Annotated in this window: 19 protein-coding genes; 15 read left to right on the plus strand and 4 right to left on the minus strand. The window is 53.5% G+C overall.

What is annotated here, in order from left to right; genetic code table 11:
* Positions 1–76: 76 nt before the first annotated feature.
* The 5 genes from K8374_RS24990 to K8374_RS25010 are packed head-to-tail and all read left to right on the plus strand — an operon-like array spanning position 77 to position 7,767.
* The gene (locus tag K8374_RS24990) at positions 77–541 is read left to right on the plus strand and encodes a hypothetical protein (protein ID WP_023383792.1); all 465 of its coding nucleotides are present in this window, start codon (positions 77–79) and stop codon (positions 539–541) included.
* A gap of 4 nt (positions 542–545) precedes the next feature.
* Positions 546–1,109: a S26 family signal peptidase gene (locus tag K8374_RS24995; RefSeq protein ID WP_041925802.1), complete on the plus strand. Its 564-nt coding sequence runs from the start codon at positions 546–548 to the stop codon at positions 1,107–1,109.
* A 29-nt stretch (positions 1,110–1,138) separates the two neighbouring features.
* On the plus strand, positions 1,139–2,110 hold the full coding sequence (traF, locus tag K8374_RS25000) for a conjugal transfer protein TraF (protein ID WP_082412208.1): 972 nt from the start codon (positions 1,139–1,141) through the stop codon (positions 2,108–2,110).
* A gap of 11 nt (positions 2,111–2,121) precedes the next feature.
* Positions 2,122–3,561, plus strand: a complete 1,440-nt coding sequence (locus K8374_RS25005) for a conjugal transfer protein TraH (RefSeq protein ID WP_224459420.1) — start codon at positions 2,122–2,124, stop codon at positions 3,559–3,561.
* A gap of 9 nt (positions 3,562–3,570) precedes the next feature.
* Positions 3,571–7,767 (plus strand): conjugal transfer protein TraG N-terminal domain-containing protein, encoded by a 4,197-nt coding sequence (locus K8374_RS25010; protein WP_023383796.1) that lies wholly within the window; start codon positions 3,571–3,573, stop codon positions 7,765–7,767.
* Between the two features lie 192 nt (positions 7,768–7,959).
* Here K8374_RS25010 and K8374_RS25015 read toward each other — a convergent pair whose 3' ends face one another.
* From K8374_RS25015 to K8374_RS25030, 4 genes are read right to left on the minus strand one after another with little or no spacing between them, the layout of a single operon-like run.
* Entirely contained in the window at positions 7,960–8,580 is a 621-nt protein-coding gene (locus K8374_RS25015; protein WP_224459421.1) for a thiol:disulfide interchange protein DsbA/DsbL, read from the minus strand.
* Entirely contained in the window at positions 8,486–10,120 is a 1,635-nt protein-coding gene (locus K8374_RS25020; RefSeq protein ID WP_023383798.1) for a GspE/PulE family protein, read from the minus strand. Before K8374_RS25020 ends, K8374_RS25015 begins: the two co-directional genes overlap by 95 nt.
* Before the next feature lie 9 nt (positions 10,121–10,129).
* Entirely contained in the window at positions 10,130–10,408 is a 279-nt protein-coding gene (locus tag K8374_RS25025) for a hypothetical protein (RefSeq protein WP_023383799.1), read from the minus strand.
* The gene (locus K8374_RS25030; protein WP_023383800.1) at positions 10,409–10,840 is read right to left on the minus strand and encodes a lytic transglycosylase domain-containing protein; all 432 of its coding nucleotides are present in this window, start codon (positions 10,838–10,840) and stop codon (positions 10,409–10,411) included.
* Between the two features lie 48 nt (positions 10,841–10,888).
* Here K8374_RS25030 and K8374_RS25035 point away from each other — a divergent pair, with 48 nt between their 5' ends.
* The 10 genes from K8374_RS25035 to K8374_RS25080 all read left to right on the plus strand — a co-directional run bounded on the left by K8374_RS25035 (position 10,889) and on the right by K8374_RS25080 (position 23,789).
* The gene (locus tag K8374_RS25035) at positions 10,889–11,851 is read left to right on the plus strand and encodes a tetratricopeptide repeat protein (protein WP_023383801.1); all 963 of its coding nucleotides are present in this window, start codon (positions 10,889–10,891) and stop codon (positions 11,849–11,851) included.
* An 825-nt stretch (positions 11,852–12,676) separates the two neighbouring features.
* Complete coding sequence (locus tag K8374_RS25040) at positions 12,677–13,861, plus strand: hypothetical protein (protein WP_175442732.1); 1,185 nt, start codon at positions 12,677–12,679, stop codon at positions 13,859–13,861.
* Positions 13,862–14,106: 245 nt separating this feature from the next.
* On the plus strand, positions 14,107–14,523 hold the full coding sequence (locus tag K8374_RS25045; RefSeq protein WP_023383803.1) for a hypothetical protein: 417 nt from the start codon (positions 14,107–14,109) through the stop codon (positions 14,521–14,523).
* On the plus strand, positions 14,520–15,680 hold the full coding sequence (locus K8374_RS25050) for a hypothetical protein (protein WP_041925803.1): 1,161 nt from the start codon (positions 14,520–14,522) through the stop codon (positions 15,678–15,680). The genes K8374_RS25045 and K8374_RS25050 overlap by 4 nt, the downstream gene beginning before the upstream one ends.
* Before the next feature lie 12 nt (positions 15,681–15,692).
* Positions 15,693–17,285, plus strand: a complete 1,593-nt coding sequence (locus K8374_RS25055; RefSeq protein WP_217989949.1) for a conjugal transfer protein TraN — start codon at positions 15,693–15,695, stop codon at positions 17,283–17,285.
* 306 nt (positions 17,286–17,591) lie between these two features.
* A complete protein-coding gene (locus K8374_RS25060) occupies positions 17,592–18,056 on the plus strand; it encodes a membrane protein (RefSeq protein ID WP_041925804.1) in 465 nt (154 codons plus the stop codon).
* 279 nt (positions 18,057–18,335) lie between these two features.
* A complete protein-coding gene (locus K8374_RS25065; RefSeq protein WP_224459422.1) occupies positions 18,336–20,129 on the plus strand; it encodes a helicase-related protein in 1,794 nt (597 codons plus the stop codon).
* 14 nt (positions 20,130–20,143) lie between these two features.
* Positions 20,144–20,785 carry a hypothetical protein gene (locus K8374_RS25070; RefSeq protein WP_023383808.1) on the plus strand — a complete coding sequence of 214 codons (642 nt, stop codon included), beginning with the start codon at positions 20,144–20,146 and terminating at the stop codon, positions 20,783–20,785.
* Between the two features lie 80 nt (positions 20,786–20,865).
* On the plus strand, positions 20,866–22,599 hold the full coding sequence (locus K8374_RS25075; protein ID WP_023383809.1) for a VWA domain-containing protein: 1,734 nt from the start codon (positions 20,866–20,868) through the stop codon (positions 22,597–22,599).
* A 125-nt stretch (positions 22,600–22,724) separates the two neighbouring features.
* Positions 22,725–23,789 (plus strand): AAA family ATPase, encoded by a 1,065-nt coding sequence (locus K8374_RS25080; protein ID WP_023383810.1) that lies wholly within the window; start codon positions 22,725–22,727, stop codon positions 23,787–23,789.
* Positions 23,790–23,827 lie beyond the last annotated feature (38 nt).

The raw sequence follows: 23,827 nt of genomic DNA on the forward strand, positions 1-23,827 counted from the left end.
GTGCTACGTGTTATGCTTGCAAAAATAACTGCGCATTGAGCGCTACCTCTTTCCACCGCTACTAGGGAACGCCACGATGACTGATACAGCGAATAGCCAACAACAACAGCCAGGGGAGCAAATCCGCCCTGATGATGACCAGGTAAGGACTAAGCCAGCACAGGGTGGCAAAGCCCAGCAAGCACCTGCAGGGGTTTCCTTTCTGACATGCGCCTTCGTGGCTCTCGCTGTATCCGGCTTCACCAGCTTCATGGCTTATCACTTCGCCGGGCAGAACCTCAGTTCGGGAGCACAGGTAGTGCTGGTTGATGGCACCAAGCTCGCCAATGCGCAGATGAAGCGTACTCTCGATAAGGCCGGCTTAAGCCCTGAGCAAGCGCAAGCCGACGGCCTTGCATTCGTGACAGAACTTCAAAATGTACTGAAGGGGTACACAGATTCAGGGGTGCTGGTGATCAACTCATCGGTAGCCCTAAACGCACCCGCGGGGCTGAACGTTACCGGCCAGGTTGCACAGCACCTTGGCCTTGAGCTGGAGTGATCGCATGAACTCTAAAGCACTGGCGTCTCGACTGGTGTCCCCGCTCAAAACCCTTCGGACAGACAAAGCACGGCTTCGATTTCTTCGAAACTCGCTCATAGGTATCGCCGCTGCGTTCATCGTTGCAATTGCGGCCGTTACGACGTTTCGCCAGGACTACCGGATCGGTGTTGATCTTGCGTCAGTCCGTTGCCTGCCCTGGCGCCTGTACATGATCACTTATGGCCAGCCTGCTGACCTCAAACGGGGTGATTTCGTCGCATTCGTGCCGAAAGGCGGCCTCATGGGCGAGCACTTCGAAGGGAAGACCGTTGGAAAGATGGTCGCAGGCCTCCCGGGTGACAAGCTGGTCGTGAAGAACAACGTCGCCTACATCGGCGATCGACTGATCGGTGAGCTGGACCTTATCGAAAAGCTGGGCAAGAAGTCCGGCGATTTCGACCGTGTCATGACAGTACCGGCCGGCAAGATTCTGGTCATTGGGACTGAGCCAAGGAGCTATGACGGCCGCTACTGGGGCTTCCTAGATTCGAAGCTGATCATTGGCAAGGTAGGGCCCATCATCTGATGAAAGCTCCATTCGAACGACTCAAGCGTATGCGTACGCGTGAAGGATTACTAAAAAACATTCTAGTATCGGCGCTATTGTCTATCGCCGCCTTGCCCAGTGTTGTCTATGCGGATGTCGACAGCGGATCTCCGAGGTTCATCGAGCGCAAAGCTGAGGGGTGGTTTTTCTACAAAGATCCAAAAGAGACTGCACCGCCTCCGCCATTAATCCGTCAAGAGCCCAAAGCTCCCAGCGAAAAACCTGACTCCAAAGAACCGACAGTTCACCCGTTTTCTGTTTCGTGGCTGCGCGAAAACATGCCGAAGCTGTTGGACGCCGCGATCGACGACCCTAGCAAGGAAAACGTTGAGGCGTATCTCTACGCGCAGCGCGTGGCCATGGACAAGTCCCAGCGCTATGCAGAGATGACAACCCGTGTTGTGGCCGCCGATCCATTCCTGGACGAGAACAACCGAGTCCCTATCGCAACTTACACGAAACCATTCTTCCTGAGGAATGCTCAGGCCGGTGTAACTGAGGCACTAAAACATGTCGCGACCGTGGGCGGCTTGTGGGTTTTCTTCGATTCGAAGTGTGAATTCTGCCGACCTCAAGTGAACACCGTTCAGAAACTGGCCAAGGAGTATGGATTTGTCACGAAATTCATTTCCATGGATGGCAAACCTCTACCGAATGTAACGGAATTTGAGAAAAACACCGGGCAAGCGAGCATTCTGAACCTGCGCATCACGCCAACTACAGTTCTCGTTGTTCCTCCGAACAACTACTACATCGTATCGCAAGGGATGATGGCCCAAGACCAGCTCGCAGAGCGGATCATCATTGCAGCTGACAGCAACAATCTATTGCCGAAAGACATTGCACAGAAAATCAATACATATGATCGAGGCGTCTTGACCAACGAAGACACTCAAAAGGGTGCGAGTGATGATCCAAAGCAGTGGGTTAAATACCTGAAGGACAAACTGGAAGGCCGCTACGAAGGGGGGCAACAATAATGTGGAATATATTGAAACAGCTGGTATCGTTATTACTGGTGGCAACACTTACCATGGTTTCAGCACCTGCATCAGCTGGACTTGCTGATGCGCTTGACGGCATGTTCATGTCGAACAGCACCAGCGCGGGCGCCTTCACAAGCCAAAGCCGCGGCGGCATGGTAGGCGGTGGCGCAGCCCTTCGAAGCCCGGTTCGTAACATTAACCTGGTTGCTTTCGACCCGCCTCGATTCTCGGCCGGTTGCGGCGGGATTGATATGTTCGCGGGGTCATTCTCGTTCATCAACGCAGACGCCCTGGTTGCATTGTTCCGCCAAATCGCAGCGAACGCTGTTGGGGTTGCGTTCAAAGCCGCCATTGACGCTATCAACCCGGCTCTGGGCAAGCTGATGCAGGACTTCCAGAATAAGCTGCAAGCCCTGAACCAGATGATGAAGAACACATGCGCTGTGGCGAACTCCATCGTCAAGTCGTTCACAGATCCATCAGCTCGAAAAGAGATGGTTGACCAGGCATCGACGGCGGCCTCGGCAGCAACTGGCTCCTTCTCTGATCTGTTCGCTGGTTTGACAGATCTATTCAGCTCTCCGAACAGCAGTTCTGACAAAGGCACCAATGACGGAAGCTGCGAGGAGTGCGGCAACCCTGTTTGGAAAGCCCTTACCGACACCTCATCAGGCCAATACCTGGGTAACCCCGACACTGGCGAAGCTGACAGCAATCTCGCTAACGAAGTTGTGATGAGCATGATTGGCGCAGTAGTTATGACTGCGCCGGACAGCTCCTCGAAAAACTCTGACGGTTCTGAAAAGCCTAAGGTTGGTCAAATTTATAGCCCAACCTTGACACTGATGAATTTCAAAAACGGCTCAAGTTCCAACAGTACGCCGCTTAAACTCCTGCATTGCGACAACGGGTACGACCGCAACAAGTGCACTAGCATCAACCCCAATAAGACATTGAGCTTTGATGGCACCTTGGGCTACACCAACAAAATGCTGTTCGGCTACGCACAAGGCGCGACAAGTGGTACAGCTAGCACTTCGATTGTAGGCAAGCTTACAAACTGCACCAGTAACTCTTGCGACTTCACTGCAGCACAAAAACAGTTCATCAACTCTGTCAAAACACCTGCGCTTGCCTTGATTAGAAAGGTACAGCAATTCCCTGGGGCAATTCAGGGTGTTGCGGAACAAATGGCGCCAATCATCGCAAATGAACTGGCCCTGAAATATGGTGAGGCTGCTCTGTATGCAGCGAACCAGACATTCAACGGAGTTAAAGGCATCAAACCTGACTTTGTTGACCAGAACATTAACAAGCTCGTTCAGGAGCTCGCAGCCATCAGGGCGGAGGACGCAAACTTCCAACCAAGGGTTGTTGCTACCGAGCAGTGGATTAAGATGATTTTAACCAGCAACCCAGCGATCTTTGTTAAGCCGGGCCTCTAGGGATATATTATGGACTTCACTGTATTTGTACTAGGTGATGTTTCGACTTTTTACAATACGCTCAACAGCGTAGCGATGATATTCAACGCCAAGGGTTTCATGACTGGCGTGTACCTCGTTGGTGGGTTCATTGCGCTGATCTCAGGAATTATGTTTGTAATTCAGAAAGGCGCTTCGGAACAGTTCATCCCTGCAAACGGACCTGTGGGTGGCCTGTTTGGCTTCGCCATGATGGTTGCGTGTTGCACCATTAAGGCCGATGTGAAGATCGAGGATATCTACACAGGGACGGTCAACAAGGTTGATAACGTCCCCCTTGTAATCGCGGCACCAGCCAGCTTGTTCACAACGACAATGTACGGACTGTTTGAAAAAATCAACACAGCCTACCAAAGCACCTCAGGGAGTTACATGGCCGTCACTCAGAATGGCTTTGTCACTCCGTTGAAACTGCTTCTTACACTGCGCAAGGGTGTGGAGAATGTTGACCCGTACCTTGTGGCCAGCTTGAAACAATACATTATCGACTGTGTTCCTGGCTCAACGACATTCAGCATTGCGGATTTCCAAAAATCCACAAATATTGTTTCTTATGTATTAGGCCATTCCCGCGGCACGGGCCTTACCACCTATTGGGATAACGTCAATATTGGAGGCTCCGCTCTTTCTTGCCAGGAAGCACAGACCAAGATAGCACTCAAGGTTGATGCGTTCCCATCCTCCGCAGCCGCGAAACAAATGATCAATGCCGGCATGAAGGTTAAGAGCCCTTCGGGCAGTGCTTACACGCCTGACGATGTTAGTGCTGCAATTACCAACCTGGTGCCTTCGCTGTGGTCTGCCGCTCAAAGCGCTGATGATTTCATGGTGAACGCGCTGTTCTACAACTCTGTAGTAGGGACATACAACTGTCTAGATAGCGTTTCCGATCAAAACAGCTTCAATCTTTGTATGACATCGTTGACTCAGCAAGACGAGCAGTTCCGCTCCGATGCTGCGGCGTCTGGCAGTTTCTTTGCAAAGATCATGACACCGACAATGGTCTTCCTTCAGATTCTCTTCTTCGGCTTCGCGCCCATCGTCATCATTTACAGCCTGTTTAAAGGGGCTGGATCGCTGATGATGTATGTAAAGTTTCTGGGGTTCGGGATATGGACTACTTCCTGGCTGCCATTTTCCGCTGTGATTCAGATGTACATCCAAAACGATGTCGCAGAGAAACTGACTGAGTTCACAGAAGCTGGCCTAGTACCGAGCAACATGAAGGCGGTCTATTACGATGTTCTTGCAACTAGGCTGGGTATCGCATCGGATATGCTGGCCGCCACACCACTCATTTCTGCAGCAATGCTTGGCTTGACTGCTTACGGCATGGTAAGCCTTGCCAGCCGCTGGTCGGGGCGCGACCACAATGACGAGAAACTTCAGTCTCCTGATCTTGTAAAAAATGGGGCACATGTCGATGTGGCAAGCCGTAACCAGTACCAGTCAGAACATTCCGGCAGTGTAAATAACGGTCTGTCACTCAATGGCGCCAACTGGAACACGGCGGATCTAAAAAACACGCTAAGCACTTCCACCCAGAGTGCCTTCGGTTCCGACCATTCTAAGCGCAGCGAGAGCTCCTCAGCTGTCGAGGCCTCACTGCGCCAAATGTCCTCCTACAAATCCGGTGACAGCTGGACAGATCAGCGCATGCAATCGCTCGATCGCCAGCACAGCAATATTTCCCAGCAGGCGATGAAGCTGGGGGATAGCATTGGTCAGGCCTTGGGGTTCACTGGGAAGGAGATGAATTCCTTCAAAGAGGCGTTCGACGCGAAGGTGGGTTTCAGCGGTATCTTCGGCGGTGTTTCTGCTGGCATTCAGAACGCCACTGGGAAAGATATGACCAAGTCTCAGGCCTCAACCATTGCATCCCAGTTTGGTTCAGAGATCTCCAAAAATGAAAGTGACATGTCCGGGTGGAAGGCCTCAGTTGCTGATACGTTCTCTCATAGCACTGGCAGAGAAGCCGCAACTGAAAACGCCTTGGGTCGACGTCTGAGTGCAACCACCGCCGACACCCAATCGTCGTTCAATCGCTTCCAGCAAGCTACATCAGCGGAGGCCGGCGTTTCCGCAAACGCGAAGATCAGTGAGGAGACCACCGGCGGGAATCTCACCCGATCGCAGCAGGGGATGCAGGCGCTCAATCAGGCAATCGCCGGGCTCAGCGATTCGCAGCGCAGTGAATTCAACAAGAAATTCCCCGAGCTTGAAACCCGCTATGCCCAGCAATCCACTGGCATGGTTGGCGCTCGTGAGTCAGCCCAGCTGTGGGCCCTCAAGTCCATTGGGGCGGACACAGAGTTCGCGAATGTCATTTCGGCTATGACTGGAAACGTTGTGGGTGGGCCGAGCGAAGGTGATGCGGCCAAATTCCAAGGCGTAGGTGGGCGAGCAGCCCAGGTCAGTGACAACCCAGCCGGTCAGGTTTCTCGCGCTAACATCGGCAACCCGTCGACCAATGTTCCCGGGGTCAATCCGAATCAGGTCGGCCCTACTGGTGCTCCACAACCACAAGAGCTCAGGGAAGTCGCATCTGGAATGGATCCATACCGTTCCTACGAGGACCGCGAGACCTATGTATCGTCGCAAATGCCAAGCAGCCATGCCAAAGCTCAAGAGCAGATGCGGGCGGGTAAAACAGCACTCGAAAATGCGGACACTACCCTTTCCCCTGAGCAGATCCGCGACACAATGTCGGTCAAGCCAATCACGAACACCATGGTCGGCGTAGGCCAGGCCGAGCAGCAATGGGAGCAAGAAAACCCTAAAACTGCGATGGCCGTTACGGCAGCGACTATGTTTGTGCCAGGCGCAGGATGGGGTGGAGCAGCTATCAAAGGGACTCAAGCGACAAGAGCGGTTCTGGCAGCACGCAGCGCTGAAACTGCCTTGAAAGCAGCTGAAGCCGGTACCGAAGTTGCTCAGGCTGCACGCGTGGTCAATGCAGCTGGGCACGAGGTACCTGCGCTGCTTCGTGGCCAAGGCCAGGCTTCGCGGGTCGTGAACGCCGAACATGTGGCAGAAGCTGCTGAAACTGCGAAAGCCGCTGCAGCTACTGCGAAGACTGCTGGCCGCGAGGCCGCAGCCGCCACCAAGCTTGCTGGCAACGTTTCGGTTGTTCCAGGGATGATGATCGCTTCCGATCACATGGCAGACAACTACAATGCTGATGTGGCCGCCAACGGCAAGCCTGAGCGCTTTGAGCCCGGCTCAAGTGTGCGCTCAATGCTCCAGAGTGATGGCGCCACACCTGGCCCTCAAGCACAGAGTGGTCAGCCGCTTGTGACCCCAATGCCGGCGCGCGCCGACGCTCTTGCTCCCCTGGGCGGACACGCAGGCAACTTGATGGCTGCCCCGGGCGAAAATACGCAAGCTGCAGCCCATGGCCAGCCACTGGTCACACCAATTAATGCAAACGCTGAAGCGCCTGCCCCAGCACCAGCTCCAATACGACAGGAGGCGCCCCATGCACAGAGCAGTCAGCCTGTAGCAGCGGCAGCGCTCGCCGGGGGGGAGGGCAACGCACCGATCCGCCAAGACGCTGCACCTGTTCAAGCCAGCCAGCCCGTGGCGGCCGCAGCGCTGACCAGCGCCGAGGCACAGGCACCAATCCGTCAGGACGCTGCACCTGTACAAGCCAGCCAGCCCGTCGCGGCCGCAGCGCTGACCGGCGTCGAGGCTGCACCGATCACAGGTCACGCAGGGGAGCTTAGAGCGGCCCCAGGTGAGGGGCTCATGACCGCGGGGACTAGTCAGAACCTGATGGAGCCCATTGGTCACGCGTCCACCGCCGCTCACACCGGTCAACTCCATATGGGTTCGCAACCAGCCATGGCCGAGTCCCACACTGAACTACAAGCGGGCGAAATGATGACGGCATCGGGTGCTGGTTTGATGACTGCTGGTGCCCAATCGCAGGCTAGCGCTGGGCTCTCAGCAGGTGAGCCACAACTGTCCGGCTCAGATAATGGGTCAGGTAGCCCATACGGTGAAGGCATGATGGGAGCTGCGGATGCTTACGAGTCGCCGTTCAGTGGAGGAGGGAAGCCGGCACCCGTTACGCGAGTGATGACCCTGGAAAACACCGTTGTTACCCCGGAAGACAAGGGTGATGACGACGCCAAGCCGCCGACGACGAGAGGGGGCAAAAGCTAACTACAGCTGAAAAAGAAAGCCCGACTATGCCGGGCTTTCTTTTTTGTAACGCTGCCCGCCTTCGGACTGTACAGCTCTTCTTTGTAGATAGGATCCCTGGCACCGGGCTGGCCGCCAAAATGCAAAACCCCCGTGGGTACGGGGGTTTCCTGTTTTGACAATCTTTCCTGGCAGAACCAACCGTGGGCTGGGTTATTGCTCCAGCATCACCTTGGAAATCATGCCGTTGGCCAGGTTCATGTAGAGCGCACTATCGCCGGAAACATCGTCAGGTGTGATCACGTACTTCCCATTGATGACCATGGAAGGTGTGGCATCAACTCCATATGTGAGGAGCTTGGCAAAAGCCTTCTCCAGCCGCTGCTGAGTGACGTTGTGCCAGGCTTCGTTGAACCCCTGAACGTTCGAGATCGCTACAGCTTTCGTCCATGTATCAGGGCTCTCCATCGGCATGCCATTCTGCTGGATCAACGTATAGGCCGCCGACATGAATGCGTCGAGTCGGGCTGGATCTGCATCCTGGACAGCAAAAAATGCACGAGCAGCAATGTAATTGGCTTTGTCGGGGACCGCTACGGGAAGGAACTCAGCGGACCAGCCAGGCGGCATCGTTTTGGCCCACCGAGCCAAGGTCTGATCGTATGAAGCACAGACTGGACACGCAAAGGAAAAGAACACGATGACCTTGTGACTGTCTTCAGCCTGGGCCGCAACCTCTCTATACGGCAGCGACGGCAGCGACTCCTGTGCTAAGGAGAGGACTGGAGTTGCCAGCAGGGCTGCCATAGCCATCCGCGCAATAAACTTCTTCATATAAACTTTCCTTGCTGATGAGGTTCTGCTCGATGAGCATGTCGAAGATTGACTCTTGATTTCGCTCAGTGCGCCACAGCTCGACAGTATCCTTCAGTGCCCTGAAGTTGATTTTCCGGGTCGCGGCCAACTCATTCAAAAATTCCACCGCCCCCTCGGTGTAACCAAGAGCGTTCACCACGTCATCTTGTGACACAAGCGCCAGATCAATGAGGGCTTGCCCGAACTTTTTGACCTTGCCTTCAATCGTACACCGCAGCTGAAGTTCAGCTGCCTGATTTGCCTGCGTAAAGGTAATGAGGCCCTGAGCGATTAGAACATCACCGATGCGCCTAACCGCTGGCTTCACAGAATCATCTTTAATTAAGGTCCGTACCCGTCCCAAGGTTGTCAAGCCATCAGTTACCATCCGCACAGCGGATTGGCCTAATGTGTCGAATTGGCTCTGCCGTGCAGCAGCGTTCAACACAGCCATCTCTCCACCGCCACCGATAATGGCTGCACGCACTGATCTGTCTGATCTAATAAGCTCAATGATGGGGCATTTACCTGAAAACGAATCTTTCGAAGGCGCAAATGGAATATTGCCTGTGACAGGCGGCAGCCCATTCTTTTTCAACCACATGCGCTCTACGTCATTAATAGGTAGCCATTCGTGTTCTATATCAGTCCGAAGAGTCTGCACAAGTCGCTGAGCAATCACACCAATGAGTACAGACGCAAGTGTTTGGGCATCGACCCCAAGATCAACGATGCGAGGTACAGCTTGTGCTGCACTATTGGAGTGCAATGTGGCAAAGACCAAGTGGCCGGTGTTTGCAGCCTGAATGGCAATCTGTGCGGTTTCCTGGTCACGAATCTCACCAATCAGAATAACGTCCGGATCCTGACGCAACAGGGCCCGTAGACCCAATGCGAAACTGAGCTGGGGCGTTACGTTGATTTGGACAAAGCCCTTAACTACATACTCAACCGGATGCTCGATAGTACAGATGTTGAGCGTACCGTCGTTGATGGCATTGAGTGCTGCGTACAGTGTCGTGGTTTTACCTGAGCCGGTTGGGCCGGTGACAAGGATCAGCCCTTGAGGTTCGTTGATCATCTCGCGGAATGCGTGCTCGACCAGAGGCGGCATTCGAATTCGGTCAAGGCTCATCGACGCGTTTTCTTGGTCGAGCAACCGGCATACGATTTTTTGCCCATTGTGACTTGGAACCAAGCTCACACGGACCTCCAACTCCAGTCCCGGGTATCGCAATCCGATACGACCATCGAGGGGGATTTGATGCTGCGAGAGGTCCATGGTGGCCCGCGATCGAATTTTCGTATCGATCATTTTTCCCATAGCAGGCTCTACGGTTTCAAAATGCCTCAGCTGACCGTCTTGCCGTAGCTGAATATGCACGTGACCTTGAACCCACTGGAAGTGAATGTCCGGGACTTTATTCTCGGCGGCCATCCTGAACAAGTCGTTCAAATAGGTTGCCGCCGGTTTATCTGCCGGGGAGTTGTAAATAAAAAGATCTGGTTCCTTTGCCACAGTCAGCTCCTATTTAGCCTGGCCGGTAGTGCAGTTGAGTTCTGGGCCATAGAACAAGCGCGAAATGAAACTTTGCACGGATTTATCAGCCGCAATGCTCCAAATCAACAAGTCAATACGCGAATCTGTACTAAGGTAGTTCGTACCTGCCCAACGAACTGCATCAAAAACAACTCGGACCGGTAAAGCGCCACGCTCGACGCGTTCACACGGTTCCTCCGGGGATACCGTGTACAAAATCCAGCCAAATAGAAGAACAGCAAAAAAACTGCTGAATAGCTGTTTCATTTACAAACCACCGTAGTTATTCATGACTTTCTGAATGTAAATCCGCTGACTTTTCTCATTAGGGCTGTTGTATGCGCCAACCGCTTTCCAAACATGGCCGTGTGAAGCGATGTTACTTGCTAGGATCCAGGCGCCGACATTCGCGCTAACACAGCGATCTAACAGCTCCTTCTCACCAATACCGTATTTCGATAGCTTTGGAAGCCAAGAGGAATTGATCTGCATCAATCCGATATCCCAGGTCCCATCGCTATTTTTTTGGCTCACTACGTCTGCTTTGCCCGGTCGGTTCTCGGTGACCTGAATGGCGCGGAGTAGCTTCTCGCTGACCCTATATCGCGCAGCCGCCTCGGCGAAGCAGTCCGCGTGGGAGGTCGTAGGAAGCCAGGCCAATGCACCTATCAGGAGAAAAGGGAGGGATAGTTTTTTCATGCGCTAGAGAATACATTACGCGTACCAATAAACAAGGTGTATCCGATAATGCATTCACTGAATCGACTGCCGATCCTGTTGGCGCTCCCTCTAGCGTTCGTGAGCCTCACCTGTGCTGCAAGCAGCGCCCAAGACACGTCAGCAGCTGCATACTTCAGCAACGAAGCAGCAGCAGGGGGCGCCGACCTCCCAGACATCTCCACTGCTATGAAGGGCCTCCTTTCAACCGCCCGGGAGGGTGGCGAAGTACTTCGGACTTGGGCAGCCTACAAAGCTGGGGACAAAGCTGCACTGCCGAAGCTCTTCGAGCTCGCCCAAGGCGGGAATAGCCGAGCACAGAACGTAGTGGGCTATCTGCTGGATCACGGTGAAGGGGTCAAAAAAGACAGCGCCGCCGCTGCAGCATATTTCTCTGCCGCCAGCTCTGACTACCCCCTTGCTCGGTACAACCTGGCAGTACTTACTTTGCTTGGCCGCGGTGTACCGAAGGACGAGACCAAGGCGATGGAGATGTTTGAGTCGTCAGTAAAGGACGCGTCTGTCGATCTTGCAGCTGTCCGCCTGTCGCTCTACTACCTCAACAAAGGCGACCATGACAAAGCCTGGACATGGGCAAATGAGGGCGCCAACCGTGGCAACGTGACAGCCTACTACCTACTTGGGCGGATGCTCTACGAACGCGGGGGGTACCAAGAGGCATACAACTGGCTGACGAAGGCAGCGCAAGCAAGCGAACCGAATGCACCCGCCATCCTCTCTGCGATGTACAAAAATGGCCAGGGGATGAATCAAAACGTGAAGATGGCCGCATCCTGGTGGATGATCTACGTCGGTCTGAACAAGGGAAAACCGGGCATGAACTCAGCGGGAATGTCGTCCTTCGGACTGACCGCCAAAGAACAGAATGACGCAACCAGCTTCGCAACCAACTGGCTATTGACACACAAACACATGAAGCGTCCTGACTACGACGCCACGCTGCTCCAGGCCAACAGAAACGACAAGTCGTGAGTCCATACGTACAGAGCTGTAGATAGCAGACCTAGCCCCACTATCGGCCACGAGATGAGGGCTATCCGCCAGTCTGCCCTCGATGGCCAGCAGTGCAAGACAATGGGACCTGCGAGAATCCACCAGGCCAGGTCCTCAAAAGCCAGTCCCCCTACCTGATTCGTGGTGCGCCATGAGGCGAGCGCATAGAGGACTGGCAGAGCTAACAAGGGTGCAAGAGCGGTAGCCCAAGCATTCGCCCATGTCAGGCGCTCGAACTCCACGGACCCAAGGATAATTTGATTTCCTTCTCGCCGAGGTATCAGGGTCATTCCAATGGGCCTAGCCCTTGTGAGGTAGCCCACCGCGAAATGGAAGAGTTCATGGCTGAAAACACCAACCGCCCTGAGCAGAGACGCTGCAAGGGATCGAGGTGGCAGCATTCGCACGACAAATGCCATCACAAGCATTGGCACCAGGTAACCCCCAGGGCTTGCCAGCAAAAAATTCTCCAGAGCACTGTATCGCTCCATAACCATCCATCATCCCTCGCGCTAATGAAATCCCATGAAAAGCGCTTTCAATACTGACAGTATTATGCTTATGTGTCATGCGCAGACGATGTACGCAACCATGTGTCATGCGATCGGCGTTTCTAAATTTCGACAATGCTCAGGCCGATCTGACATTGAATCAAGTGCGGTACATGAAGAGGCCAAGCAATCTCAACCGGGCCGTGGGCAGGGGTAGCGAATTGGTACGAGATGGCCTGTTGGGTCCGCATTGTCGCAGTCATGCTGGAAAGGAAGTCCTCACCATCCAGCATCCGATAGCAAGGTGAATGGGATGAAAAAAGGAAAACAACGGGTGCTAACTCTGGCGGGGTTATTGGCCGTAGCCGTTGGTGCTTTAGCCGACCCGCACTCGGAAGGTACCGAACTTGGAAAATCAACTTTAGGTAAACTCTCCTCTAATGTGACTTCAGCTAACGCTAAATCGATGCCTTTTTACACTGACACACCATCGCAATCCTCTCAATTTGGCAGCAGCTCACTTTTCACTGTTGGTACAAGCCGCATCAATAGTTGTAAAACTGAAGCTGACGGCCCTGATGCGATCGCGAATCAAGAGTGTGATGCAGTAAACTTCCTAGCAAAGAACCCATATGAACGCGTTAAAGTTGATGTCGACGAAAATGATCCGATAATCAGTGGCATTGGCGAAATCATCAATAATGCAAAACCCGATGAGATCACTGAGAGCTGCGGCACGAAGACGACTACTACGCCAGACATTTACTCAACAGAAGTGTGCAACGAGTACAACCTCAGCGATCAAAAAATCTGTTCAATGGGCCAGGTTGTGGACGTTGACACAAAGGCCAACTTCCAATGCAATGTCACCCAGAACGCACTAGAAACGGTATCGTGCGACAAGTACCTTGTGCTGTCCTGCCAACCCCCAATCGCAGGCTGCACAGGATCAGGCATCGCCGTAAACTCCGCAACGATCAGTAATGGCGCCTATCAGTTTACTCTGGTCGGCTCTGCCCTGACGATCGTCAATAACGTCACGGCCATCAATGAAGTGACAGAAGCAGACTTTAACTTTTCCATCGCAGGGCTTGACCGTGTCGATGAGTTCTTCATCAACGCCATACATTCCGACAACTATGTAGGCATTGCAGTCAATGGCATCTTTATTGGTGTACACGGCCGTGCATTTGGAGGCTGGAACGCGAATGCCACTAAGCTGGTTCAAGACACCAATTACAGCCCTCCTCATGCTCGGTGGAGTGACAATCCCGCCGACCACTACAAAGCAGAGACTGGCAATAATCTCAAAACAAGCGAGCATATCGACTTGATTCCATATTTGCGAGAAGGCTCGAACGTTATAAATATTAAAGTTCTCAATGGTAAAGGCCCAGGCTATGGGATGGTTTATATCACAGCGCACCAACAGTGCCCTCCAGAATGCGAGGAAACTTGGGTTGATCAGTGCTCATCGTATGAACAACGTTCGCTATAAACCCTCACCACTGAACTACCCCGCGTATCAGCGCATGTAACCCGACCAAACGTATGCTTATGAATCAGAAGCCCGCAGATCATCTGAACTGAGGGCTTCTTTGAGCGTAACCGGCGCCAGATCACTTGCGGATACGTTCCCGATGGCTAGTGGCGTTCAGCCGGCCTCCAATCTGCCAGATTGATTTCGATACCAAAGTGCCTTACATTTACGTGTAAAATACTGTCAGTATCCGGGAAGCCGAAATGCATTTCAGAGCCAAGCTGTTGTCCCTGTGCACCTCCTTCATCGTCCTCGCCGCCGCCCCATTCGCAGCGCACGCCGACACCTCAAAAGAAATTCTGATCGAAGCTGTGAAATCCGGACATGCATCCGCTGAGCTAACCGGTGACCAGGCTGACGTCTGGATGGCTCAAACCCATTCCCGTGAACCGATCATGGTGGAAGCCAAAGTCGTAGAGCAGTTGAAGCAGCCAGGCTGTGCTCGCGTAGCCATTCAGTTCACCCAGCAGATGGTACCGAAAGTCAATGGGGGGTCCGGACCACTTGAAGTTGGCTGGGGGATGAACGTCTGTGAGGACGGAGCGCCACCGGCAGACCCGAGTTTGTTCACTCAAGAACCGCAATCGGCGACCAAGGTCAACAAGGTCCAGTCCAAATGAAATCCAGAATCAATGGCCTGCTGACCTTGGCCGCGGCTCTCGTGCTGTCAACCACAGTTGTGGCTGATCCACACTCTGAGGGGACAGAGCTCGGCAAGGCAAACCTCAGTAAACTTTCCTCCAACGTGAGCTCATCCAATGCGAAGGCGATGCCTTTCTACACAGACACGCCATCGCAGTCTTCACAGTTCGGCAGCACATCACTATTCAACGTCGGTACCGCACGGATAAACACGTGCAAGACAGAGCCAGACGGCCCCGACCAGATCGCGAACCAAGAATGCGATGCTGTCAACTTCTTGGCAAAGAATCCCTACGAACGAGTCAAAGTTGATGTCGACGAGAACGACCCGATCATCAGCGGGATCGGTGAAATCATCAACAATGCCAAGCCAGGCGATATCACTGAAAACTGCGGTACCAAAACCACAACCACCCCGGACATCTACTCGACGGAGGTATGCAACGAGTACAACTTGAGCGAAGCAAAATATTGCTCAATGGGTCAAGTCGTTGATGTCGACACAAAGGCAAATTTTCAGTGCAATGTGACACACAACGCTATCGAGAACGTCACGTGTGACCGTTACCTCACCATGGCCTGCGAGCCGCCTATTGTAGGATGCGACAACGGAGGTATTGTGCCAGGAACCACACAATCCGACATGTACACTTCCTGGAAGCTGGCCAACTCTAACGGTACCTATGCGCTTCAGTTCGGCTCCATCGGTGACAACTACTGGCGCGATGGTATTTATCCGCGTTCGCTTGAGTTCGAAGTCAAAGACCCGACAATGCTCACCGAGTTTACGCTCGCATCCGTGTACTACGACGACTACATCCTGATCAAAATCAACGGTACTTATTTGTTCAGTGGTCCTTATGGCGGTACTGAGCTGTCCCTTTTCAGCAACGGCAAAGTTAACATCGGTGATGGAGTACAGCGCAACCGGGAGCTTGGTAAAAGCTGGGGGGCGAAACCAAACATCAATCTGATTCCTTACCTGGTGGCTGGTGTCAACAAGCTTGAAACGATCACAGCTGTAGGTGGCGGAGGCGAAACTTACATCACAATGTACGCTCGGATGCTGTGCAACGGCCCCTGCACCGAAACATGGACTGATCAATGTAGCGCGCTGAATGCTCGCGCTCAGTAGGGGTTATAACGGATGAGTATTAGAAACGTTTGGAAGAAACTGATTCCGCTAATGGTGTTAGTTTTTTTTGCAACCTTCTCCCATGCGGCTGACTGCCGTAAAACAGGGGAAACATGCGTAGAGGGCGCCGAAACCCGAAATATTGCGGGCAACTTAATCTACAAGGCTTGTTGGCGATATAGATCTACATACGAATGCGTGAAGCCTGACTCTGTTGATTATTGTGCCGCCATTTCGAAGGTCGCTGGCTGTTATCAAACCTCAACATCCTGCATTTCCACCGCTTGGAACGGCACGTGCCTGGTCGAGCAGCGAACTTATCGTTGCGACAATCCGGCCACACCAAAGCCGTCCGACACCATACAGTTGGACGACACCCATACGATTATCCGCGACGAGCTCGACACCAGCCAGTGCGACCCACTCGCTACAAACCCGCTGTGCTATATCGCGTCGCACACGTGCGTTGAGGGACCGGAAACCCGGGTCATCAACGGGTTGCCGGTCTATAAGGCATGCTGGAAATACAAGGACGACTATTCCTGCATCAACCCTGACAAAAAGAACGACTGCCAGCAATACGAGGACAAGGGCTGTAAGAAAATCGTCCAGACGTGCATCGAGAGTACCGATCCGATCGGCTGCGTTATGTCCCAGATCACCTATAGTTGTATTACCAAAAAGGGTGAGACGACCACCACCGAGGATTGCAGCACGAAAGTCTCCTGCTACGAGGGTGTCTGCTGGGACACCAGCTATCCATCTGATAGCGATTTCGCCAAAGCTGTTGCAGCTAAAGAGGCAGCTCGTGAAGCCGGTGTGTATGGTTCGGACGGCGAACTGTTTGGCGGTGAAGATGAATCCTGCCGAAAAGGGTACGGTGGTATTAAAAACTGCTGCGGTAAAAGTAGCGGAGCTGAAACCAACTTCTCCATTATGGGCCAGGCAGTCTCTACTGTCGGAGGAGGCCTAGCTAGCTATGGCTCGAAATACATGTATGACTTTGCGTACAACAACGTCGAGTGGGTAAAACAAGGTGCTTCTGCTTTGGGGGCGGCGGCGCCATCTGCGCCAACACTTAGCTTCAGTGTCTACGGCTTGAGCTATGCCGTCGGTGGAACCATCCCTGCCACAGGTATGCTTGGTGGCCCTGTTTATGGCCTTGGCGGCGGCTTTTACTTCGACCCGTACAGCTTTGCGATTGCTGTCGCAATTCAAGTAGTAATGGAGCTCAAGTCCTGCGAGCCAGAGGAGCAGCAACTTGGGATGCATCGTGGCGCAAACCTGTGTCACCTGGTCGGTAGCTACTGCTCTAAAAAAGTCTTTGGTGCATGCCTCGAAACCACTGAGGCGTACTGCTGCTACAACTCTGTGCTTGCAAAAATCATCAACGAACAGGGCAAGCCACAGATAGGGAAGGGCTGGGGAACACCCGAAAGCCCTAGTTGTGGCGGATTTACAGTGGAGGAGTTCCAGCAAATTGACTTCTCAGCACTCGACCTCTCCGAGTTCGTAGATGATGTCATGAATGCAACCGTTCTTCCTGAGGTCAAAAACATTCAGGATGACATCTCACAAAAAGCCAGCGACAACACATACAACTAAAACGGAAACCCTCTAGAGCCCCGCAAATTAGCGGGGCTTTTTTTTGGCTGGGTGTGTCCGGGCAACCGATTAATACACGGCCTTGTGAAGGAAAAGAGAATGGGGCTTAAGAGATGATTTACACGGACCTATAACTGCCAATCAGTTTTTTTCGCCGCCGTTTACAAACCCGTGTGGCACATCCCGTGAGTGTAAAGCTAACCCAAGACCCATTCAGGATTGGATCACACCGTCTCGGCCGTCGCCGTCCTGTGCTCTTTCTAATTCGCACTATTAAAGCGAACAACTGACTTAAGGATAAAAATTATGAATAAAATTATCGCATCTCTGCTGATCGTCACTACTGCTGCAATGTCTGGTTGCGCCTCGAACATGACGAACCGGGATTACTCCCAAGCAACTGCCATGCAGAAGATGAAGGTTGAACTCGGTGTCGTCGACTCTGTTCGTGATGTCAAAATCAATGGGAAGCCCTCGCCAATCGGCGGCATGGCTGGTGGTGCCTTGGGCGCTATCGCCGGCAGCAATGGCGGTGGTGGTCTGGGACAACTGGCCGTGATGGTCGTCGCAGGTGCAGTTGGCGCCGCCATTGGTGCTGCGGTCGACAAAAAAGCCCACGATGCTGATGGGGTCGAGATCACCGTTAAAATGACCAGTGACGGTAGCTTGCAGGCGGTCACCCAGGCAAAAGATCCAGCTGAAACCTTCGCCCCTGGTGATTCGGTTCGCTTGATCACAGGCCAAACCGGCGACTCTCGGGTCAGCCACTAATGTTCCACCCAGCCCTAGACGACATCATTCGTCTAGGGCTTTTTTGTGCCGGCACCGGAACCAAGCGAGTGCTATTTGATTCTCTTGAGTTATAGTTACGCGTGACTATTCATATTCGATCATCAACCGCGAAATCAGATTATGCATGACATAGGCCGCCTCACACGCCTGGGGTTCACATCGCTGCCCGAGTGCCTTCTGACGGTACCGAAGGAATACAGGGATTTTCACGACCCCATTGTGGTGCTTCCCTTGCCTGACACTGGCGAAGCCTCGTACATGGCGCTCACCCTAATCGAGCGATCGATCTACGATCGCACCGGTGCGCCCTTGCAAGAGGCCAAAGGGGCGTTCCGCGGATTCGTCAAAGTGGTCGACGGGCGAGGTCAGCGTCTGCACATCAGCTTGATTGGTAAGCCTTCGATCGAACCCTGGATGGCGTACGACTTTGGCGCGACGGTGCACACCTACGGCGAGGTGGTCACCTATGAGGGCCGTCCCTCCATGTCCAACCCAATGGTCATACCCCCTGCGATGATTGGACGGGTGATGCCCGTCTATCAGGGAAAGCAGAATCAGGTGAGTGCTGAAGTTCTTGGTGAGGCCATCACCGCAGCGATGGCACACATCAACGAGGCAGCCTGCCTGCTCCTAGAACAGGCCCTGATGCACGAAGATGACTTCCGGAAGCTGACAGGCCTTGTCGACCCTGCTGACTTGCTGCGTAACCTGCACACGCCTTTGTCAGTGCGTGAGGGAGACGAGGCGGTGAGGATTGCCAAGGCCGTATGCATACAGGCGCTTGTTAATCGCGTTGAGGCTCATCGCAACCGACCAGCAGTGAAAGGAGCCCTCCTCCGAATCGACCGAGTCCAGGTTGCTGATTTAATCAGGCGTGCTCCTTTCTCGCCGTCTGCCGACCAGCTTCAAGCCATCGACGAGATCGTGTCAGACCTCAGGTCGCCCTATCCGATGCAGCGTGTCCTGTCGGGTGATGTCAGTACGGGCAAGTCATTCACGTTCATGGTTCCAGCTGCGGCAAGCTACCTCGCGGGGGCAAAGGTTGCCATCATCGCGCCCGGGCAAATCTTGGCGCAGCAACTGGCGGCCGAGTTGAGCAGCCTCTTCTACGAAATCCCCGTTGTCACTGTTGTCGGTCCGGTGGGCAAGACCAATATTGACCTGTCTGCGGGAATCGTTGTCGGCACCACTGCTGTGCTTTCTGCCGCCAAAAAAGCGGGGATAGTCTTCGACCTGGTCATCGCTGACGAGCAGCAACGATTCTCTGTGGCGCAACGGCAGAAGCTCATCGCGCCCCATACCAACTTCCTTGAATCAACGGCAACCGCGATTCCCAGAACGGTTGCACTGGTCAAGCTCGGAGGCCTGCCAATCTCAATTCTGAGGACCACGCCGGTACCGCGGGAGATCGTAACAAGGATCATCACGCACAACGCTAGGCAGAAGTTGCATGATCTCGTTATGCAGATCATCAAGCAGGGCGGACAAGCAGCGTTCGTCTATCCCGTCGTCAATGGTGAGGCTGAAACTCGCAATGCCGTGGAAGCCGCCTACGAGCGATTCAGGAGGAGCTTGGGAGACGACGTAGGCCGGGTCCATGGGGGAATGACGGATGACGAAAAGACTGACGTCATAAACAAGATGAAGGCCGGGCAACTGAAACTTTTGGTCGCCTCCACTGTGATCGAGGTAGGCGTTACCTTCCCCGGTCTGACTTTGCTAGTTGCAGTGAGCCCCGAGCACTTTGGTGTGGCTCAGTTGCACCAGCTCCGTGGTCGGGTAGCTCGTAAGGGGGGGCGTGGGTTTTTCATCATGTATCTGCCGAGCCCCATCAAACAGTCAGCGTCATCGCGCTTGCGACTTTTGACAGCCTGCAATGATGGGTTCGTGCTCGCCGAGAAAGATGCGGAGAGTCGCGGCTATGGTGATCTGAGCCTAGAGGGTGAAAAGCAATCTGGTGCCAATCGACCGTTGTTCTTCGGTTTACGGCTAAGTCATGGTGAAATCATGGCTGGCGCAGTCAAAGCGGGCCTCATACCGGCTCAGGAATAGGACAGGGGGACAAATTGGCCGCGAAATCAACACCGCTCGCTGTCAAGGTAGCGATTTACCAGCGACTACTCTCCGGGGACATAGCCCGCGACGTCGGCCGCATGTATGTCATCAGTATGCCAACCGTTTTGAAGTACGCTAATGATGCGGTTGCGGAGCTGCGCCTGCTTGAAGCGGTCGAGAGCTCTCCCATCCTGGTGGGCTTCTTAAGCCGCACCGTTAAAATCCAGTGCTACCAGTATGTGGATGACGAGGTAGTACGAGACCTGATGGCCCCGATCCTGGAGCCCTACCTGGGCCAGGCTGAGAAAATCAACTTCGCAAGCCGGGAGAGCGCTGATCAGCCATTGTCGACCCGCGTAAGCCGTACAACTGAAGAAGATTTTCAAGCGATCGTAGCTGAGATGTCGCAGTCATCCCACCCAGGCCTTACATCGTCGGCACTCCTACGTGACATTGTTGAGGACTACATTGCCCGGTACAAAGCCAACGGCCGGCCCCTACCACCCACCTTGGTCCACCAATCACAGACGCCGGCGCCAGTTGAGCCTGCAGCCCCAGCCCTCGATGGCAAAGCTCTCATGAAGGACCTGCAGTGCGCTCTTCGTGAGCAATTGCAAAAGCATGGTATCGAACTGCCACAGGGTGACGATTGATTTTCTAATCACGTGTCAAGCATTCCCCTTCGTAAGGCAAAGGCATCGCCGATGCCGTCACTCAATAGAAGGGGATATCCATGGGTCTCGCTCAAGCGCAGCTTCCTGCAACGTCCAAAGTCTCGATGCGTCACATTTACCTCTATACCCATCTGCTGATCGCGGAAGCGAACAAGCTGGGGCGACGGGTGCGTGTCATCTGGGCCAACATTAAAACTGCTTCGATTGGCCCGGATCAAAAGGTTGCTGGTGGGTTACTTCTGACCTTGCCTCTGACCGCTGCCATGGGTACTGATGAAGATCTCGAATTGATCCAAGGTCTACTCGACCATGAAATTCTCTGCCACGGCCTGCACACGGACTTTTCTGTTTTGATGAAGCCAGATATCTCCGGAACACTGCTGAACGTTCTAGAGGATCCCCGCGGCGAGCTATTGGCAAAGCCCCGCTTTCGTGGTGCCAACGCGAATATTCACAACACCTTAAAGATCCTGGTGAAAAGAGGAGTTTTTCACGGTCCAGTCGCTGGCCAAGAAACACCTCAGTCAATTCTCGTTGCCTGGTTGGTCACTGAGCTTCGTAGTGAGCTCCTTGAACAAACCTGTCTGAAGGACTTCGCTATCGCGTATCGCGCACTGGCTATTGCAACGTTCGGTGCACCTTTGGTTGAGCAAGTGAAGGCGATTGCTGTAAAGGGCTGCAATGCATCAGACACTCAGGGTGCGAACCTTGCAGCGAATGAGATTGTGGATCTACTCCAACTGACTAAGGACCAACAGAAGAGCCCCCCGCAACAAGGATCTGGTAGCCACAACCCGCAAGGTGAACCTGGTTCTCCGGGGCAACCAGGTAGTAATGGCCAACCCAGTACTCCCGGTAACATCTCCGACGCCATAAACCAAGTGCTGAACGCGAGCCAGATTGATTGTGGAAGCTATGCAAAAGGGTTAGAAGATGTCATCTGTTCCAGCCTGCCTGGCGTGAGTCAGAATCGGTTGGGAGGCTATCAGCCAGACGCCTCAAACGAGATGAAGGAATTGAGTCTTTCAAAGTCTGGTGGCTCATTTGAAAATCGTAGCCTTCTTCGGGCTGGCGCTCAGAAGACAGCTGCAATACTCTCAGCGACTTTCGAGGAACTCATAGAAACAATCACCCAAAATGAAGTATGGGCTGCAAGTGAAGGAAGGCTCAACACTCGAAAACTTTGGCGATACGCAGTGGGAGACGACCTAATCTGCACCAGAAGAAAGCAAGCGGAGGAGATTGACACCTGTTTCTACCTTTTGGGTGACGAAAGCTCTTCCATGGACAATAAATTTGGACCAATTCCAAAGAAGGATGAGAGTGACGATCGGATCTCAGCACAGGAAGCTTGCAACCGGGTTTCGGTGGCAGTAGGTGAAGTTTTGAATAACTCGGCCATTCCATTTGGAATTGCTACCTACAACACAGTAGTTCGTGAATGGCATGGGTTTGAAGAGAGCTGGGCCGGTACATTGCAACGGTACAGCCCTGAGCCCAAAAATGGTACGAAAACTCACCTTGCTGTGGTCTGGGCGCTCAAGAAACTCATCGATCGACCGGAGGCCCGCAGAATTCTGATTGTGGTTACTGACGGGGATCCTGGGAATAGCGATGTGCTGCGTTCAGCCGTTGATGAAGCAATGCTGATGGGCATCGAAGTACGCTTCGTCCTGATCGGTGATGGGTACCATAAACGCTACGCTGACCTGGGTTTGGCCTGTGGAGTGGCACAATCCGACAAAGACCTCGCGACAGCCGTTTTTGCAGCGTTGAAGCAGGGTATCGTATAGAGCCAAAACGAAAGACCAGCCGGACTCCTTGGAGTCCGGTTTTTTATGTTTCTACTCGCGTGTTAGGCATCCCCTTGTACCAGGCCTTCGCAAGAGGCCATCCATTGCCTACTGGGGATTTGACCATGACTGCTTTCCAACACATCAACGACCCGCAACTCGACGCTGGAATCGACACCCTCAATCCAATTGAAGTCCGTTTAGCACCAGAGGTTTTCGGTACAACAGCACCATTTTTCAATGGAATGCAGACCAAGATCTTTGCTGAAACACGCTTCACACCAAAAATCGTACCTTACAGCTTCGACGATGAATTGCTTACGCGCCTGATCCTTTGGGCAGCTTCAGCAGGACTTCCACAGGACTTTTTCAAGGCATCCATCAAGAAAGCGACCTACATCTACGGGCCAACCGGCGCCGGCAAAACCACGTTAGTCGAGGCCTTTGCGTCCCGTACGGGCAGGTCGGTTTTCACCGTTCAATGTTCCGAGGAAACCACTCTTTCTGACCTCTTCGGCAGTTGGAAATTGTGCGGCCCCGAAGGCATGAAGTGGATCTATGGGAAGGTGTGCCAATGGGCTAAAACCCCCAACTCCATCCTGCTCTTGGATGAGTTCGATCAGTTACCACCACAGATCCAGATGGGTCTCAACGGTATTCTGGATGGCAAGCCGATCTTTCTTGATCAGACCAACGAAGTGATCCCGATTGCTCCTGGATGCTTGATCGCTGCTACTGGCAACACAAACGGCCAAGGGTCTGCTGGCGGCAAAGGCGGTAGCGCTACTGGCTACAGGGGTACCAAGAAAATGAACATCGCGACGATGGACCGCTTCAATTCGATGTTCTGCACCTACATGGAGGAGGGTCGTGAAGCCAACCTCATTGTAGACCAGACGAATACTGATCCACTGGTTGCAAAATCCATGGCAACCCTGGCAGCCAAAGTTCGGGCGAACTTCATCGCTCTCAACGAGGATGCTGGGGCAGGGGGGATGGCCTTCAACTTCACCATTACAACCCGTAATGTGCTGAACTGGGCGATGAACTACAAGCTCCTCATGCAGATGGGCAAAACGACTGAAGAAAGCCAGAAGCTTGCTCTGCAAGTGACAGTTCTGGACTTCGCACCGCACGATGAGGCTGCTGCGATCCTGAGCACCTGGTCGACGATCGTCGGAAAAGTCTAACGCTTCACCATACCCCGGCTCGCCGGGGTTTTTTCGTT

This window comes from Pseudomonas sp. p1(2021b), from assembly GCF_020151015.1.
GTDB lineage: Bacteria > Pseudomonadota > Gammaproteobacteria > Pseudomonadales > Pseudomonadaceae > Aquipseudomonas > Aquipseudomonas putida_K.

Coding starts and splice junctions, on each gene's coding strand:
- K8374_RS25080 (WP_023383810.1), top strand. CDS start 22,725: ATGACTGCTTTCCAACACATCAACGACCCGCAACTCGACGCTGGAATC.
- K8374_RS25050 (WP_041925803.1), top strand. CDS start 14,520: ATGAAATCCAGAATCAATGGCCTGCTGACCTTGGCCGCGGCTCTCGTG.
- traF (WP_082412208.1), top strand. CDS start 1,139: ATGCGTACGCGTGAAGGATTACTAAAAAACATTCTAGTATCGGCGCTA.
- K8374_RS25075 (WP_023383809.1), top strand. CDS start 20,866: ATGGGTCTCGCTCAAGCGCAGCTTCCTGCAACGTCCAAAGTCTCGATG.
- K8374_RS25010 (WP_023383796.1), top strand. CDS start 3,571: ATGGACTTCACTGTATTTGTACTAGGTGATGTTTCGACTTTTTACAAT.
- K8374_RS25030 (WP_023383800.1), bottom strand. CDS start 10,840: ATGAAAAAACTATCCCTCCCTTTTCTCCTGATAGGTGCATTGGCCTGG.
- K8374_RS24990 (WP_023383792.1), top strand. CDS start 77: ATGACTGATACAGCGAATAGCCAACAACAACAGCCAGGGGAGCAAATC.
- K8374_RS25045 (WP_023383803.1), top strand. CDS start 14,107: ATGCATTTCAGAGCCAAGCTGTTGTCCCTGTGCACCTCCTTCATCGTC.
- K8374_RS25060 (WP_041925804.1), top strand. CDS start 17,592: ATGAATAAAATTATCGCATCTCTGCTGATCGTCACTACTGCTGCAATG.
- K8374_RS25015 (WP_224459421.1), bottom strand. CDS start 8,580: ATGAAGAAGTTTATTGCGCGGATGGCTATGGCAGCCCTGCTGGCAACT.
- K8374_RS25065 (WP_224459422.1), top strand. CDS start 18,336: ATGGCGCTCACCCTAATCGAGCGATCGATCTACGATCGCACCGGTGCG.
- K8374_RS24995 (WP_041925802.1), top strand. CDS start 546: ATGAACTCTAAAGCACTGGCGTCTCGACTGGTGTCCCCGCTCAAAACC.
- K8374_RS25055 (WP_217989949.1), top strand. CDS start 15,693: ATGAGTATTAGAAACGTTTGGAAGAAACTGATTCCGCTAATGGTGTTA.
- K8374_RS25040 (WP_175442732.1), top strand. CDS start 12,677: ATGAAAAAAGGAAAACAACGGGTGCTAACTCTGGCGGGGTTATTGGCC.
- K8374_RS25025 (WP_023383799.1), bottom strand. CDS start 10,408: ATGAAACAGCTATTCAGCAGTTTTTTTGCTGTTCTTCTATTTGGCTGG.
- K8374_RS25035 (WP_023383801.1), top strand. CDS start 10,889: ATGCATTCACTGAATCGACTGCCGATCCTGTTGGCGCTCCCTCTAGCG.